Here is a 15755-nt window from a genome sequence, read left to right as displayed (position 1 = left end):
AGAGGTGCAGTGTTCGGCCTTCAACTACCCGTGAGAGTGGGGGAGTTGAGAAGAGGGCGTCAAGGACTCGGGTGAAAGTTCTTTCCGTCGGTTTCAAGCCTCTTGCTGTAAAGCTTTCGTTAGCGATACGGTCGCGCGGGGCGCCCGGCAACGAAGCCGATCAGGCCACGCCGCGGCGCAGGGGTCGGACCCAGAAGAGCCGTAATCGCAAGGAGTTCACGCCTGTGATACCGAGATGGGCGGCGCCCTCGACGCGCCGCCGCAGCGCTCATGCCGGACGGGTCGCGACCGTCACCGTCGCCGCGCTCGCCGCGGCCCTCGTCCAGCCCCTGGCCGCGGGCGCCGCCGCGCCGCCACCGGCGCCGTCGGACGCCAAGCTCGCCGCCGCGCCCGCCCGGCACGACGCCACCCGCGAGCAGTTCTACTTCGTCCTGCCGGACCGTTTCGCCAACGGCGACCAGCGCAACGACCGCGGCGGCCTGACCGGCTCCCGGCTCAGCACCGGCTACGACCCCGCCGACAAGGGCTTCTACCAGGGCGGCGACCTCAAGGGTCTGACCCAGCGCCTCGACTACATCAAGGGCCTGGGCACCACCGCCATCTGGATGGCCCCGATCTTCAAGAACCGGCCGGTCCAGGGCACCGGCGACAACGCCTCGGCCGGCTACCACGGCTACTGGATCACCGACTTCACCCAGGTCGACCCGCACTTCGGCACCAACAAGGACCTGGAGACCCTCATCTCCAAGGCGCACGCCAAGGGCATGAAGGTCTTCTTCGACGTCATCACCAACCACACCGCCGACGTCGTCGACTACCAGGAGAAGTCCTACGACTACCTCTCCAAGGGCGCCTTCCCCTATCTGACGAAGAACGGCGAGCCCTTCGACGACGCCGACTACGCGTCCGGCGCGAAGCGGTTCCCCGCCGTCGACACCGACTCCTTCCCGCGCACCCCCACGACCACCGCGCGGTCCAAGGTGCCCTCCTGGCTCAACGACCCGACGATGTACCACAACCGCGGCGACTCCACCTTCGCCGGCGAGAGCAGCGAGCAGGGCGACTTCTCCGGCCTCGACGACCTGTGGACCGAGCGGCCCGAGGTCGTCACCGGGATGGAGAAGATCTACCAGCGCTGGGTGCGCGACTTCGACATCGACGGCTTCCGGATCGACACCGTCAAGCACGTCGACATGGCGTTCTGGACCCAGTGGGCCACCGCCCTCGACGCCTACGCCGCCAAGAAGGGCCGTGACGACTTCTTCATGTTCGGCGAGGTCTACTCCGCCGACACCGCCGTCACCTCCCCCTACGTCACCCAGGGCCGCCTCGACGCCACCCTCGACTTCCCCTTCCAGGAGGCGGCCCGCCAGTACGCCTCCCAGGGCGGCAGCGCCCAGACGCTGTCCCGGGTCTTCGGTGACGACTACAAGTACACGACCGACAAGGCCAACGCGTACGAGCAGGTCACCTTCCTCGGCAACCACGACATGGGCCGCATCGGGTACTTCCTGAACCAGGACAACCCCAAGGCCACCGACGCCGAACTCCTCGCCAAGGACAAGCTCGCCAACGAGCTGATGTTCCTCAACCGCGGCAACCCGGTCGTCTACTACGGCGACGAGCAGGGCTTCACCGGCTCCGGCGGCGACAAGGACGCCCGCCAGACCCTGTTCGCCTCCCGCACCGCCGACTACCTCGACGACGACCAGATCGGCACCGACCGCACCCACGCCCGTGACGCCTACGACACGAGCGCCCCGCTCTACCGGCAGATCAGCGCCCTGGCCAAGCTCCGCAAGGCCGACCCGGCGCTCGCCGACGGCATCCAGACCGAGCGCTACGCGGCCGACGGCGCCGGAATCTACGCCGTCTCCCGCACCGACGCGAAGACCGGCACCGAGTACGTCGTCGCCTTCAACAACGCCGGCACCGCCAAGACCGCGACCTTCGCGGCCGGTTCGGCAGGCATGACCTACCGGGGCATCTACGGCACCGACGCCTCCCTCAGGAGCGGCGCCGACAAGAAGCTCACCGTCACCGTCCCGGCCGGCTCCTCCGTCGTCCTCAAGGCCGCCGCCAAGCCCGCCAAGCCCGCCACCAAGCCGGCGATCACGCTGAAGGCCCCGGCCGCCGGCGCCACCGGCACCGTCGAGATCGGCGCCGACGTCTCCGGCGGCGGCCTCAACCGCGTGGTCTTCGCCGCACAGGTCGGCAACGGCACGTGGAAGACCCTCGGCTCCGCCGACCACGCCCCCTACAAGGTCACGCAGACCGTCGGCGAGGACGTACCGGCCGGCACCGCGCTGCGCTACAAGGCGGTCGTGATCGACTCCGCCGGCCGCACCGCGAGCGCGCTCGCCACGTCCACCACCGGCACCCCGCCCGCCGAAGAGGTGCCCACCGCCTCCTCGCGCGACTACGCGGTCGTCCACTACCAGCGCAAGGACGGCGACTACGACGACTGGGGCCTGTACGCCTGGGGCGACATCGCCGACGGCGAGGCCACGAACTGGCCGGACAGCCACCCCTTCACCGGCCGGGACGCTTACGGCGCCTTCGCCTACGTCAAGCTCAAGCCCGGCGCCTCCTCCGTCGGCTTCCTCGTCATCGACAAGCAGGGCAACAAGGACGTCTCCGCCGACCGCACGATCGACGTGACCCGCACCGGCGAGGTCTGGATCGAGCAGGGCGAGGCCGACGTCCGCACCGAGCGGCCCGACTACCCGGCGCAGGACAAGACCAAGGCCGTCCTGCACTACCACCGCGCCGACGGGAACTACGACGGCTGGGGCCTGCACACCTGGACCGGCGCCGCCCAGCCCACCGACTGGTCGAACCCGCTGAAGCCCGTGCGGACCGACGCCTACGGCGCCGTCTTCGAGGTGCCGCTCGCCGAGGGCGCCACCAGCCTCAGCTACATCGTCCACAAGGGCGACGAGAAGGACCTCCCGAGCGACCAGTCGCTGGACCTGCGGGCCAACGGCAACGAGGTGTGGCTGCTCGGCGGCCAGGAGAAGTACCTGCTGCCGCAGCCGGCCGGCTCCGCCGCCGCCCTCGACCTGACCACCTCCAAGGCGGTCTGGATCGACCGCAACACCGTCGCCTGGAACGGCTCCGACGCCGCCGCCTCCACCCAGCTCGTCTACAGCAGAACCGGCTCGATCGCCGTCGACAACGGCGCGCTGACCGGCAAGGACGAGCGCTGGCTGCGGCTGTCCAAGACCACCCTGAGCGACGCCCAGAAGGCGAAGTTCCCGCACCTGAAGGGCTACACCGCCTGGTCCGTCGACCCGCGTGACCGCGACCGCGTCCGCGAGGCGCTCGGCGGCCAGCTCGTCGCCTCCCAGCGCGCCGCCAACGGCGCCGTCCTCGCGGCGACCGGCGTCCAGATCGCCGGCGTCCTGGACGACCTGTACGCCCGCGCCGCCAAGGCGGACCTCGGGCCGGTGTTCAGCAAGGGCCGTCCCACGCTGTCCGTCTGGGCGCCGACCGCGCAGAACGTCGCCCTGGAACTGGACGGCCTCACCGTGCGGATGAAGCGCGACGACGCCACCGGCGTCTGGTCCGTCACCGGCCCCGCGTCCTGGAAGGGCAAGTCCTACCGGTACGTCGTCACGGTCTGGGCGCCCAGCGTCCGCAAGGTCGTGACCAACAAGGTCACCGACCCCTACTCGGTCGCCCTGACCACCGACTCCAAGCGCAGCCTCGTCGTCGACCTCGCCGACAAGTCGCTGGCCCCGAAGGGCTGGACGTCGTACACCAAGCCCAAGGCCGTACCGCTCAAGGACGCCCAGATCCAGGAGCTGCACGTCCGGGACTTCTCGGTCGCCGACCCGACGACCCCTAAGGGCGACCGGGGCACCTACCTGGCGTTCACCGACAAGAAGAGCGCCGGCTCCACCCACCTGCGGGACCTGGCGAAGGCCGGCACCTCCTACGTGCACCTGCTGCCGGTCTTCGACATCGCCACCATCCCCGAGCGCAAGGCCGACCAGACGGCCCCCGCCTGCGACCTCGCCTCCTACCCGGCCGACTCCGACAAGCAGCAGGAGTGCGTGGCCGCGGCCGCCGCCAAGGACGCCTACAACTGGGGCTACGACCCGTACCACTACACGGTCCCGGAGGGCTCCTACGCCACCGACCCCAACGGCACCCGCCGCACGGTCGAGTTCCGCCGGATGGTCAAGGCGCTGAACGAGGACGGCCTGCGGGTCGTCATGGACGTCGTCTACAACCACACGGCGGCCAGCGGCCAGGCCGACACCAGCGTCCTGGACCGGATCGTCCCCGGCTACTACCAGCGGCTCCTGGCCGACGGCTCGGTCGCCAACAGCACCTGCTGCGCCAACACCGCGACCGAGAACGCGATGATGGGCAAGCTGGTCGTCGACTCGGTCGTCACCTGGGCCAAGGAGTACAAGGTCGACGGCTTCCGCTTCGACCTGATGGGCCACCACCCCAAGGCCAACATCGTGGCCGTCCGCAAGGCCCTGGACGCGCTGACCGTGGCCAAGGACGGCGTGGACGGCAAGAAGATCATCCTGTACGGCGAGGGCTGGAACTTCGGCGAGGTAGCCGACGACGCCCGCTTCACGCAGGCCACCCAGAAGAACATGGCCGGCACCGGCGTCGCCACCTTCTCCGACCGCGCCCGTGACGCGGTGCGCGGCGGCGGCCCCTTCGACTCCGACCCCGGCGTCCAGGGCTTCGCCTCCGGCCTCTACACCGACCCCAACACCTCGACGGAGAACGGCACTCCGGCCGAGCAGAAGTCCCGGCTGCTGCACTACCAGGACCTCATCAAGGTCGGGCTCTCCGGCAACCTGGCCGGATACCGCTTCACCGACACCGACGGCAAGGAGGTCACCGGCGCCCAGGTCGACTACAACGGCCAGCCCGCCGGCTACGCGGCGGTCCCGGGCGACGCCCTCGCCTACGCCGACGCGCACGACAACGAGTCGCTGTTCGACGCCCTCGCCTTCAAGCTGCCGAAGGACACCTCGGCCGCCGACCGGGCGCGGATGCAGGTCCTCGCGATGGCCACGGCCGCCCTCTCGCAAGGCCCGGCGCTCTCCCAGGCGGGCAGCGACCTGCTCCGCTCCAAGTCGCTGGACCGCAACTCCTACGACAGCGGCGACTGGTTCAACGCCATCCACTGGAACTGCGCGGCCGGCAACGGCTTCGGCGCCGGTCTCCCGCCGGCCGCCGACAACGCCGACAAGTGGCCGTACGCCAAGCCCCTGCTGACCACCGTCAACGTGGGCTGCCCGCAGATCACCGGGGCCTCGGCCGCCTACCGCGACCTGCTCAAGATCCGTACGACGGAGCAGGCGTTCTCGCTCGGCACGGCCGCGCGGGTGCAGTCGGCGCTCTCCTTCCCGCTGTCGGGCAAGGACGAGACCCCCGGCGTGATCACCATGCGCCTCGGTGACCTGGTCGTCGTGTTCAACGCGACGCCCGACGCGCAGCGCCAGCGCGTGGCCGCCGCGGCCGGTACCGGCTACCGACTGCACCCGGTGCAGGCGGCGGGCACGGACGCCACCGTCAAGTCCGCGTCCTACGAGAAGAAGTCGGGCACGTTCGACGTCCCGGCCCGTACGGTCGCGGTGTTCTCCCGGACCTCCTGACAGGGGCTGGGCAACAAAGGGAGGGGGCGGTCCCGGTCGGGGCCGCCCCCTCCTCCTGTTTCCGCTGTTTCTGTGACGGTGGCAGGCGCGCCTAAGGTGAACTCCCCGGACCACCCCCGACACCGGACCACCCGCCACAGGAGTGCCCCCATGCCGCAGATCACCGTCGACCACTCGGCCGAGCTGAGCGCCGCCCTCGACCGGGGCGCCTTCGCACGGGCGCTGCACACCGCCGTCGTCGAGATCGCGGCCGCCAGGCCGGAAGCCTGCAAGACCCTGTTCCGCGCGGCCGACTTCACGGCGTACGGCTACGAGGACCCCGAGGAGGGCCGGCACGCGATCGTGCACGTGACCCTCGGACTGCTCGCCGGCCGCACCGACGCGACCAAGGAGAAGCTCATCGAGGCCGTCCTGGAACTGCTGCGCACGCAGGTGAAGGACGACGGGATCGTGCTGCACGCCTCCGCCGAGATCCGCGATCTCGACCCGTCCTACCGCAAGTTCGAGCGCTGATCAGGACACGAGCGCGATGAGCCGGGCCGCCAGGTCCCCGAACGGCCCGCCGGCCGGCTCACCGTCGAGCACGGGCCGCAGCAGCGCCCGCGTCTCGGTGTCGTAGGCGGCGCTCACCGCCATCAGCGCGGCGAAGTCCCGCACGAGCTGCACCTCCAGCTCCTCGCGCGGGATGCGCCGCCCGTCCAGCCAGATCAGCGCCGTCGACTCGGCGAGCGAGATCCACGAGCGCACCACCAGATCCAGCCGGGCGGGCGGGTCGGCGATGCCCAGGTGCGACAGGATCTGCTCGTAGGCGGCCTGGCGCACCGAGTCGATGAGGGCGTTGGTGGTCGAGACATGGCTCATCGAGTCGACCCCGCCGACCGACACGGCCGGCCCGCCGCGCATCAGCGCGGAGAAACCGGGGCCGTGCTCGTCGACGAAGTCGAAGTAGCGGCCCATCACCCGCAGCAACCGGGCGCCCAGCGGCCCTTCGTGGGGCTCCACGAACCGGCTCGCGAGGTCCTCCGAGGCGCGTTTCAACGCGGCCTCGTACAGGCTGATCTTGCCGGGGAAGTAGTGGTAGACGAGGGGCCGCGAGATACCGGCGGCCGCCGCTATCTCGTCGATGGACACCTCGTCGGGCGAGCGCTGGGCGAAGAGTTCGAGGGCGACGCCGATCAACTGCTGCCGCCGCTCCTCGACTCCCATTCTGCGGCGAACCCCGGTTGTCATACGAACACCTTACCGATCGATTCAGGCCGCGATCGGCCCGGACCGGCCAGGGGCGTTCACATGTCGAGCACCAGCCGCTCGGTGTGCGCCCGCGACACACAGATGAGCATCGAGTCGCCGCGTTCGTCGTCGGTCAACAGCTCGTCGCGGTGGTCCACTTCGCCCTCCAGGACCCGCTGCTGGCACGTCCCGCAGAAGCCCTGCTCGCAGGAGTAGAGCGTGCCCGGCAGCTCGGCACGGACCGCGGACAGCACCGACGAGTCCGCCGGGACCGTCACCACCCGCCCGGTGCGCCGCAGTTCGACCTCGAAGGCGCCACCGGCCGCCGCCCGCGCCCCGAACCGCTCGATCCGCACGGCCGGGAACCGCTCGGCCACCGCCGCCATCAGCCCCTCGGGGCCGCAGCAGTACACCGCCGTCCCCTCGGGCAGATCCGCCGGCAGCACGTCGGCGTCCGGGCGCCCCTCCACCACGGTCACCCGCTCCCCGCCGAACGCCTCGATCTCCGCCAGGAACGGCATCGAGGCGCGCGTCCGGCCCGCGTACACCAGCCGCCAGTCGGCGCCCTCGGGCAGCGCCCGCAGCATCGGCAGGACCGGCGTGATCCCGATGCCGCCCGCGACGAACACGTACGACGGCGCGGCGACCAGCGGGAACCGGTTCCGCGGCCCCCGGACCTCGATCTCCGTGCCCTCCAGCAGCTTCTCGTGCACCTCCCGCGAACCGCCCCGCCCGTCCGCCACCAGCCGGGCCGCGATCGTGTACGACCCGGTGTCCGCCGGGTCCCCGCACAGCGAGTACTGCCGCACCAGCCCCGACGGCAGCACCACGTCGATGTGCGCCCCCGGCTCCCAGCGCGGCAGGTCCCGCCCTTCGAGCCGCAGCCGTACGACCCCGTCGGCCGCGGTCTCGCGCGCGGCCACCCGCAGCCGCAGCGCCCGCGAACGGGGCCGCCCGGACACCGGCTCCGCCAGCGCGGGCATCGGCCACAGCGGCGAGCCCTCGATCCGGCGCCGCAGCGCCCGCCGCACCAGCCAGGCCGCACCGGCGACGGCCACCACGGTCATCGGCCTCGGCATCACAGGACCCCCTTCTCGGCCTTCTCGGCGGCCAGTGCCGCGGGCGAGGACGCCAGATACGCCACCGCCTGCTCCGTCGAACCCTCCTGCGAGGGGTGGTAGTCCCGGCTCAGATAGCGCGGGACGGACTTCAGCAGCGCACCGGTCGCGGGCAGCGTGCCCCGCCGGCCCCGCAGGTAGAAGTCGCGGAAGCGCGCCCTGCCGTCGACCAGCGTCGGGTCGTTCGCCATGAAGAAGCGCGCCCCGCGCTGCCACAGGAAGAGCAGCGCCCCGAACGCCACGGCCCAGGTGCGCACCCGGCGCCGGTAGTCGCCGTCGAGGTGCATGAACAGGTCGAAGGCGACCGAGCGGTGCTCGACCTCCTCCGCGCCGTGCCAGCGCAGCAGGTCCAGCATGGTCGGATCGGCGCCCCGGCGGTCCAGCTCGTCGGCGTTGAGCACCCAGTCGCCCAGGAAGGCGGTGTAGTGCTCGATGGCCGCGATCAGCGCCACCCGCTCCTTCAGCCACCAGCGCCGCGCCCGCCCCGGCGGCAGCGTGCGGTCGCCGAGCAGCTTCTCGAAGAGCCAGTCGACCTGCGCGGTGTACGGCGTCGGATCGAGCCCCTGCTCCTTGAGGTGCGGCAGCACCTCGTCATGGGCCTGGGAGTGCATGGCCTCCTGGCCGATGAACCCGATGACGTCCTCGCGCAGCCGCTCGTCCCGGATGAACGGCAGCACCTGCCGGTAGACGTGCACGAACCAGCGCTCGCCGGCCGGCAGCAGCAGATGCAGCACGTTGATGGTGTGCGTGGTGAACGGATCACCGGGGACCCAGTGCAGCGGGGTGCCGTCCCAGGAGAAGGACACCTTGCGGGCCTTGAGCGGTATCCGGTCCTGCTTGTTAGACATGCTGTCAATGTACTGATGGGTAAGCCCGTGGTGAAGCCCTGTGCACGGATCAACGGGGATCAGCGGGGATCAGTGCGGATCAGCGCGGATCAGTGCGGATCAGCCGAGGCCGTCGACCGTCGTGCCGTCCGCCAGCGTCCCCTTCAGGCTCGCCTCGGCGCCCTGCTCGGCCTTCACGGTCAGCAGATTGCCCTGCGCCGAGCCGCTCACCCCGCCGCTCGCCCGCACCGACCGGGTCCCGCGGTCACCGGCGGCCAGCAGGTACCAGGTGCCGCCCTGCGACTTCCACAGCACCCCGGCGAGCACATGCGGTGCGCGCGGACCGCAGGCCGGCACGTCCCCGGCCTTCGCCACGGCCGCCCCGAACAGTCCGCCCGGCGTACGGAACTGGGCCAGCACCCTGCTGCCGTCGCCCCGCCAGGTCTCCGCCCGGGTGCACACCCAGGAGGCCGCCCCGCTGCCGTCGGGCAGCGACTGCCGCGCGTACGCCCAGGCATTGACCGTCCGCACGCCCTGCCCGCGCACATCGGCCAACGAGCAGGCGAACGGCGCCCAGGTGCTCAGCGCCTCGGCGCCCGTCGCGCGCTTGGTGGAGGACGGCCTGCCGGTGGTGAGCCGGGCCGGGACGAGTTCCCCGAGGTCGGTCAGGAGCTGGCTGCCGTCGGCGTCGGTGACCTGGAGGACGTTCCACGTCGTGCAGGTGCCGGTGCGGGTGGCGGGGCTGGCCTGCGGCGAGGTGATGCCGTCGGTCAGCGTCAGGTCCATCACCCCGGCGCCCGGCTTGGACAGGTCCCGCTCACCGGCCGAGGTGATCCAGGGCGCGGTGAGATAACGGACGTTGCCGTCGGCCCGGCCAAGGACCAGCGCCCCCGACTCGGCGCGGGTCGCGCCGTCGACCCGCGCGAAGTCCAGCGCCGCCCCGGCCGTGCCGTCCTTCGGCTCGGCGTAGCGGGCGATGCGCAGACCGTCGTAGAGGATCACCACGCGCGCGGTGTCGACCTCGCCCGCGTACAGCAGGTGGGGCGGGCCCGCGGGGCCGCCGGACGGGGTCTCGGGGGTCGCGGAGACCCGGACCGTCTCGCCGGGGCGGGCCCAGACGGCGAGGGCGCGGCGCAGCAGCGCGGTGTCGCCGGTGAGGGCGCCGCGGGCGGGCCAGACGGAGAAGTCGAGGCGCGGGGAGGTCTTCCAGGCGCTGGGGGAGACCTTGATCAGCCGGCCGGGGTCGAGCGCGGCCTCGGCGGCCGGGTTCTGCGCGTACGCCGGGGCCGCCGCGCCGTCGGGTCCCCAGCCGTCGCCGGGCAGCGCGACCAGGGCGCCGCACACGGCGAGCGCGGCCGCGGCGGCGAGCGCCGCCCTGATGTGCCGGCGGCGGCGCATCAGATCGGTGGGCCGGGCCTGGAGCGTGCAGGCATCGAACTCGGGGGAGTCGAGGAGCGCATACCGGGCGGCCGGGACCGCGTCGGCCTCGTTCAGCGCGGCGCCGACGTTCTTGACGCCGGCCTCGGTCAGCACCTTGCGGACCTCGCCGTCGGGCAGCTTCTCCAGACCGCGCAGCACATAGGCGGCGCGGGCCGGTCCGGCCAGGGTGGACAGGTGCTGGTCCAGGGCGAGTTCGTCGGCGCCGCCCGGACGCGGGAACAGCCGCAGGCCCCACACCTGGGGGAGCAGCGGCGGCAGTTGGGCGCGCCTGGGCCAGGCCGTGGGCCGCAGCGGCCGTCCCGCCTCCAGCGCGGAACGGACCACCTGGAGGCGGACGTAGGCGTACCCGGGGTCGCCGTCGCGGCCGGTGGACTGGGCCGGGATGACCGGGGCGGAGGCGCGGCCGCGGGGCAGGGCGCGCTGGGCGAGGGCGTGCGCGGTCAGGACGCGGCGGCCCCGGCCGAGTCCCGGCGGGAGCACCAGGTAGGCGAGCCGGACGAGGCGCGGGTAGTGCTCGACGAGCGCGGCCTCGGCCTGCTCGACGTCGACGATCCGGCCGGCGGCGGGACCGTGGGCGGGGCGCGGGCGCTGGGCGACATCCTGTGGCTGCACGTCCAGCGCAACGAGCCGGACGGTGGATGGTCACCCGCCGGCCGGGTGAATCACCCCACCGGGTCGGTCAGCGCGCGGGCGTAGTTGGCCATCGACCGCTGGTAGCGCGGCAGATGAGGGGCCAGCGCGCCCAGCACCAGCGCCAGTCCTTCGCGGTCGCGGCCCAGGCTCGACAGACACAGCGCCAGGGTGGCGCGTACGGCGTCGTCGAGTTCGTCGGACGGGCCGTCCAGCTCGGGGGTCAGCAGCGCGACGCCCTCCTCGGCCAGGCCGGTGTTGCGCAGGGAGCTGGCGAGCTGGATCCTCGCCCGCCGGCCCTTGTACCCGGACAGACCCCGGGCCAGGGCCTCCCGGTACAGCGGGACCGCCCGGTCGGAGTGGCCGGTCGAGTCCCAGGCGCAGGCCCGCTCGAAGGGGCCCAGCGGGCTGTCCGGCGGGAGTTCGGCGACGAGCGTGTCGACGACGGCCCGGAAGTCGGCCGCCCGCTCGGGCGGATATGTGTCGAAGGTCGCCCAGGCGGCGGTCACGCGGTCTTCCCAGTCGTCGTTCACCGGGTCACCTTCGCACGGGTGCGCGGGCGGGGGCACCGGTATTTTGAGCGGACCGCGCCCGGGAGCCGTATCCAGGACGAGGCTCTCGCAGGGAGGACAGATGAAGGTGACCCGACCGATGCTCGTGGCGGCGGCCGCCGTGGCGGCGCTGGCGCTGACCGGTTGCGGCGGCTCCGACGGGGGTTCGAAGGAGAAAGCGGTGCCCGAGACGGCGACCGGCAGCCTGGAGCACCTGGCCGCCGAGGTCAAGTGCACCCCGAACATGCAGACCGACGCGGACGAGATCCGCCAGGCCATCTGCAAGAACGGCGACGGCAAGTTCATCCTGGCGACGTTCGCCACCGACCGCGGCCAGCGCGAGTGGATCAACGGCGCCAAGGACTACGGCGGCCACTACCTGGTCGGCCGCAAGTGGGTGGCCGTCGGCGAGACCAGCACGGTGACCGCGCTGCGCGAGACGCTCGGCGGTGACCTCGAGGAGGGCATCGACCACTCCGGACACGGGGCGGGCGGCTCGGCCGGGGGCGCCACGCACTCCGGGCACTGAGCGTGCTCTGAGCACCGGCCGTCACGACAACGAAGAGGCCGGCGGTGAGGATTCCTCACCGCCGGCCTCCTTTCGTGGGGCCGGTCAGGCCGTCACTGGCAGCGCCTGCCGGAGTTGATGCAGTTGACCAGCTTGTTCATCGTGTTCGTGGAGAAGAAGTTGATGAAGTCGTTGTGGTCGGTGATCGGCTTGTGCAGGTTCTCCGGGAACGAGTCGACCGCGTAGGGGTTCACGACCGTGCCGTTCTGGATCCTGGGGGCCGGGACGTTGTAGACCAGCCGGACCTGGAGCTGGGGGATCGCCTTGAAGCCGTTGGCGCAGGTGCCGTCCGCCTGGACGAACGCCACGTGCGTACGGTGGTTGGCGCTGTCGATGTTCTGACCGTCCCAGCAGCTCTGGAAGTTGGTCGTGCGCACCACCTGGCTGCCGCGCGGGCAGATCGGGTACTTGTCCTTGAGCTGCACCCTGTTCTCGAAGCCGGTGCAGCTCCAGTTCACGTTGGCGTTGGCGTTGCCGTTGACGAACGCCTTGGCGTCACCGGTGATGATGCGCAGCGCGGTCGGCATCGCGACGACGGGGCCGCGCTTGTTGCCGACGAACTTGAGCTGGGCCTGCGCCGGCTGGAGGATCTTGCCGACGTTGCCCTCCTTGCCGCCGCCGTCGTTGTTCTGGTCGAAGTCCTGCGTGCCGTTCTGGAGACGCAGCACCGGCCAGAAGTACGACGACTTGTCGCCCTGGTTCTGGCACGAGGTCTGGGCCCCGGCCAGTTCCTGGTCGCTCGCGAAGGCGTCGTTGTTCTGGTTGCCGACGTAGTCGTGCAGGTGGTGGGCGCCGTTGGTGACACCGGGGGCCACGATCACGTTGTCCGTGTTGTGGTTGTCGTTGCCGTTGGTGCCGCACTTCGTGGTGAAGGTGCCGCGCGAACCGCCGTTGCCGTTGGCCGCGAGACCGTTGGCGCCGACGCCGAGCTGGGCGTTGCCCTGGACCTTGGTGATGTCCACGAAGTCCGCCGCGACCGGGCCGTTGCCGCCCTGACCGCCGCCGCCCTGCTGGCCGCCGTTGTTGTTCTGGCCGCCGTTCTGCTGGCCGCCATTGTTCTGCTGGCCACCGTTGTTGTTCTGCTGACCGCCGTTGTTCTGCTGGCCGCCGTTGTTGTTGTTCTGGCCGCCCGCGTTGGTCTGGTTGGCCGGGGTGGCGGTGCAGTTGATCAGGGAGTCCAGGTTCTGGGGCGTGGTGCCGCCGGCCCGGCCGACCTCCAGCCTGATGCGGTCGAAGATGACCTTCCGCCGCTGCTGGAGCGGCACGAGGATGCTGTTCTGGACGAAGCTCGCATCTCTGGCCTGGGCGTCCCGGGTGGTGGCGAGGCGCTGGTACGCCTCGGTGATCTGGCTGTCGAGATTGGCCAGTTCACCCCCGACCTCGTCGCGGGCCTGCCTCGGCACATTGGTCAGCTTCTGCCCCACGTCCGGGCAGGAGATGGTGGCGACCCAGCCCGCCGAGGCGGCCTTCGTCGCGTTCTGTCCCGACCTCGACTCGTGCGCCGAGGCGTAGAAGTTCGCCCAGATCAGCCCGCCCCCACCGAGCGCTAGGGCCGCCGATGCTGCCACGGCCTTGGTGGCCATCGACGAACGGCGTTTACGTGTGTTGCGTCCCATGGAACTCCTCTGACTTCCTTGCGGGGCAGCATCGAGGCGCCCGACAGGAGTGAAGCTGCCCCCTCCCATACGCACGTCGAGTCACAGGCGTTCAGCGGACTCAGGAATTGATGAGAGACCCGTACGACAAAACAACCCCAACAGCCTCACACTTCACGTGAGTTGGGGTGGTCACCGATCACGGTCCAGATAGGCCAGCACCGCCAGTACCCTGCGGTTGTCGTCGTCGGAGACCTCCAAACCCAGCTTCACGAAAATGTTCGCGGTGTGTTTGGCGACGGCCCGCTCGGTGACGACCAGTTTGCCGGCGATCGCGGTGTTCGACCGGCCTTGCGCCATCAGTTCGAGCACCTCCCGCTCCCGAGGTGTGAGGCGGCTCACAGGACTCTGTTCGTCGCCGGAGCGCCGCGCCAGCAACTGCTGGATCACCTGGGGGTCCATCGCCGTCCCGCCCGCCGCGACCCGCCGTACGGCGTCCACGAACTGCTCCGCGTCGAACACCCGGTCCTTCAGCAGATAGCCGACGCCGCCGCTGCCGTCGGCGAGCAACTCCCGCGCGTACAACTGCTCGACGTGCTGGGAGAGGACCAGCACCGGCAGCCCGGGCCGGGCGCGGCGCGCCTTCAGCGCGCACTGGAGGCCCTCGTCCGTGTGCGTCGGCGGGAGCCGGACGTCCACCACGGCGACGTCCGGCTCCAGTTCGGCGAGCGCCCGCTCCAGCTCGGGCCCGCTCTCCACGGCGGCGGCGATCTCGAAGTCGTACGCCTCGAGCAGTCGCACCAGCCCGTCCCGCAGCAGGAACAGGTCTTCGGCTAGGACAACACGCAAGGAATCTCCAGGGTCACCATGGTGGGGCCGCCCACCGGGGAGCTGACGGCCAGGACGCCGTCGAATGTACCCAGCCGCCGTTCGACCCCGGCCAGTCCCGAGCCGGCCCCGACCGCCGCGCCGCCCCGGCCGTCGTCGGTGACCGAGATCCGCAACAGCCCGTCCGCGTGGTGCAGATCGGCCCAGATCCGGCCGGCGCCGGAGTGCTTGACCGCGTTGGTGAGGATCTCGCTCACCGCGAAGTAGGCCGCCGACTCCACGGGGGCCTCGGCCCGGCCCGGCAGATCCACCACGACCTCGGTCGGCACCGGCAGCCTGAGCGCCAGCGCCCGGACCGCGTCGCCCAGACCGCGTTCGGCCAGCACCGGGGGGTGGATCCCGCGCACCAGGTCCCGCAGTTCGGCGAGCGCCTCGGCGGAGGCCCGGCGGGTCTGCGCGAGCAACAGCTTGGCGCGCTCCGGGTCCTTGTCGACCAGCGCCTCGACCGTGCCGAGATCCATGCCCATCGCCACCAGCCGGGCCTGCGCACCGTCGTGCAGATCCCGTTCGATACGGCGCAGTTCGGCGGCCGAGGTGTCCACGGCGTCCCGCCGCGTCTCCGTCAACACCCGCACGCGCTCGGCCAGTTCACCTTCGGGTGAGGCCAACAGGGCGCGGGTGAGCCGGAAGTGGAGGAGCAGCAGCGCCGGGGTGAGCCGGTAGGCGGCCACCAGCAGCACCGCGGCGGTCGCCCCCGCCCCCAGCGCGGTCGGCTGGTCGCTGACCGGCACGAAGCCGTACCAGTACGTCCCGTCGCCGGCCAGTTCCCGCCACAGCCCGGCCGCCACCGCGAACCCCTCCACCGGGTAGAGCAGCAGCACGGCCGGCAGCAGCGCGGTCACGAACCCCGCCGTCATGTCCACCGGCAGCCAGCGCACGTCCCGCCAGGTCTGCGGGTCGCGGAGCAGCTCGACGGTGCGCGTCCAGGGGCGGGCGCCCGGCGTCAGCGGCCGGTACACCACCGGTATCCGCACCCCGCACCACTCCTCGGCGAGCCGTCGGCGGGTGGCGGCGAGGGTGCGCACCAGGGCGAGCACCGCCGGGGTGGTGACGAGGCCGATCCCGAGCGGGATCAACGCCAGGGAGAGCAGGGTCAGTACGAGGCCCAGCACGGCGAACGGCAGGACCACCAGCGCCAGCACCAGCCCCTGCACGGCGGCGAGCACGACGGCCCGGGTCCGTGAACCGCCGCCGTTCTCGATGGTCCCCGGCCGGGTCGTGTCGGTCGTCTCGGTGTTCATGCCGCCAGTCTGTCCGACCGGCGGCGGCCGGGCACTG

11 protein-coding genes are annotated in these 15755 nt (G+C 71.6%); 3 read left to right on the top strand and 8 right to left on the bottom strand.

Going from position 1 to position 15755, the window contains the following annotated elements; translation table 11 throughout:
* The first annotated feature begins 224 nt into the window (after positions 1-224).
* Positions 225-5630: a pullulanase-type alpha-1,6-glucosidase gene (gene pulA / locus AFM16_RS11650; protein ID WP_078633246.1), complete on the top strand. Its 5406-nt coding sequence runs from the start codon at positions 225-227 to the stop codon at positions 5628-5630.
* Between the two features lie 150 nt (positions 5631-5780).
* The gene (locus AFM16_RS11645) at positions 5781-6143 is read left to right on the top strand and encodes a 5-carboxymethyl-2-hydroxymuconate Delta-isomerase (protein WP_078633245.1); all 363 of its coding nucleotides are present in this window, start codon (positions 5781-5783) and stop codon (positions 6141-6143) included.
* Here AFM16_RS11645 and AFM16_RS11640 read toward each other — a convergent pair whose 3' ends face one another.
* The 5 genes from AFM16_RS11640 to AFM16_RS11620 form a co-directional block, all read right to left on the bottom strand.
* A complete protein-coding gene (locus AFM16_RS11640) occupies positions 6144-6860 on the bottom strand; it encodes a TetR/AcrR family transcriptional regulator (protein WP_107419065.1) in 717 nt (238 codons plus the stop codon).
* A gap of 56 nt (positions 6861-6916) precedes the next feature.
* Positions 6917-7939 carry a PDR/VanB family oxidoreductase gene (locus AFM16_RS11635; protein WP_030794364.1) on the bottom strand — a complete coding sequence of 341 codons (1023 nt, stop codon included), beginning with the start codon at positions 7937-7939 and terminating at the stop codon, positions 6917-6919.
* Entirely contained in the window at positions 7939-8826 is an 888-nt protein-coding gene (locus AFM16_RS11630; RefSeq protein ID WP_030794366.1) for a metal-dependent hydrolase, read from the bottom strand. Before AFM16_RS11630 ends, AFM16_RS11635 begins: the two co-directional genes overlap by 1 nt.
* A gap of 99 nt (positions 8827-8925) precedes the next feature.
* Entirely contained in the window at positions 8926-10857 is a 1932-nt protein-coding gene (locus AFM16_RS11625; protein WP_078633244.1) for a hypothetical protein, read from the bottom strand.
* A 50-nt stretch (positions 10858-10907) separates the two neighbouring features.
* Positions 10908-11408 (bottom strand): tetratricopeptide repeat protein, encoded by a 501-nt coding sequence (locus AFM16_RS11620; RefSeq protein ID WP_030794372.1) that lies wholly within the window; start codon positions 11406-11408, stop codon positions 10908-10910.
* Positions 11409-11508: 100 nt separating this feature from the next.
* On the opposite strand from AFM16_RS11620, the gene AFM16_RS11615 reads away from it, so the two are divergent.
* The gene (locus AFM16_RS11615; RefSeq protein WP_030794375.1) at positions 11509-11955 is read left to right on the top strand and encodes a hypothetical protein; all 447 of its coding nucleotides are present in this window, start codon (positions 11509-11511) and stop codon (positions 11953-11955) included.
* Positions 11956-12047: 92 nt separating this feature from the next.
* Here AFM16_RS11615 and AFM16_RS11610 read toward each other — a convergent pair whose 3' ends face one another.
* From AFM16_RS11610 to AFM16_RS11600, 3 genes are all read right to left on the bottom strand, one after another.
* Positions 12048-13610: a DUF1996 domain-containing protein gene (locus tag AFM16_RS11610; RefSeq protein ID WP_078633242.1), complete on the bottom strand. Its 1563-nt coding sequence runs from the start codon at positions 13608-13610 to the stop codon at positions 12048-12050.
* Between the two features lie 171 nt (positions 13611-13781).
* The gene (locus AFM16_RS11605; RefSeq protein WP_030794386.1) at positions 13782-14438 is read right to left on the bottom strand and encodes a LuxR C-terminal-related transcriptional regulator; all 657 of its coding nucleotides are present in this window, start codon (positions 14436-14438) and stop codon (positions 13782-13784) included.
* Positions 14423-15718 (bottom strand): sensor histidine kinase, encoded by a 1296-nt coding sequence (locus tag AFM16_RS11600; protein WP_078633241.1) that lies wholly within the window; start codon positions 15716-15718, stop codon positions 14423-14425. Before AFM16_RS11600 ends, AFM16_RS11605 begins: the two co-directional genes overlap by 16 nt.
* Between the last annotated feature and the right edge of the window lie 37 nt (positions 15719-15755).

It is taken from the genome of Streptomyces antibioticus (assembly GCF_002019855.1).
Lineage (GTDB): Bacteria > Actinomycetota > Actinomycetes > Streptomycetales > Streptomycetaceae > Streptomyces > Streptomyces antibioticus_B.
Note: the sequence above shows the minus strand (reverse complement) of the source record. Positions and strands in the feature narration are given on the sequence as shown.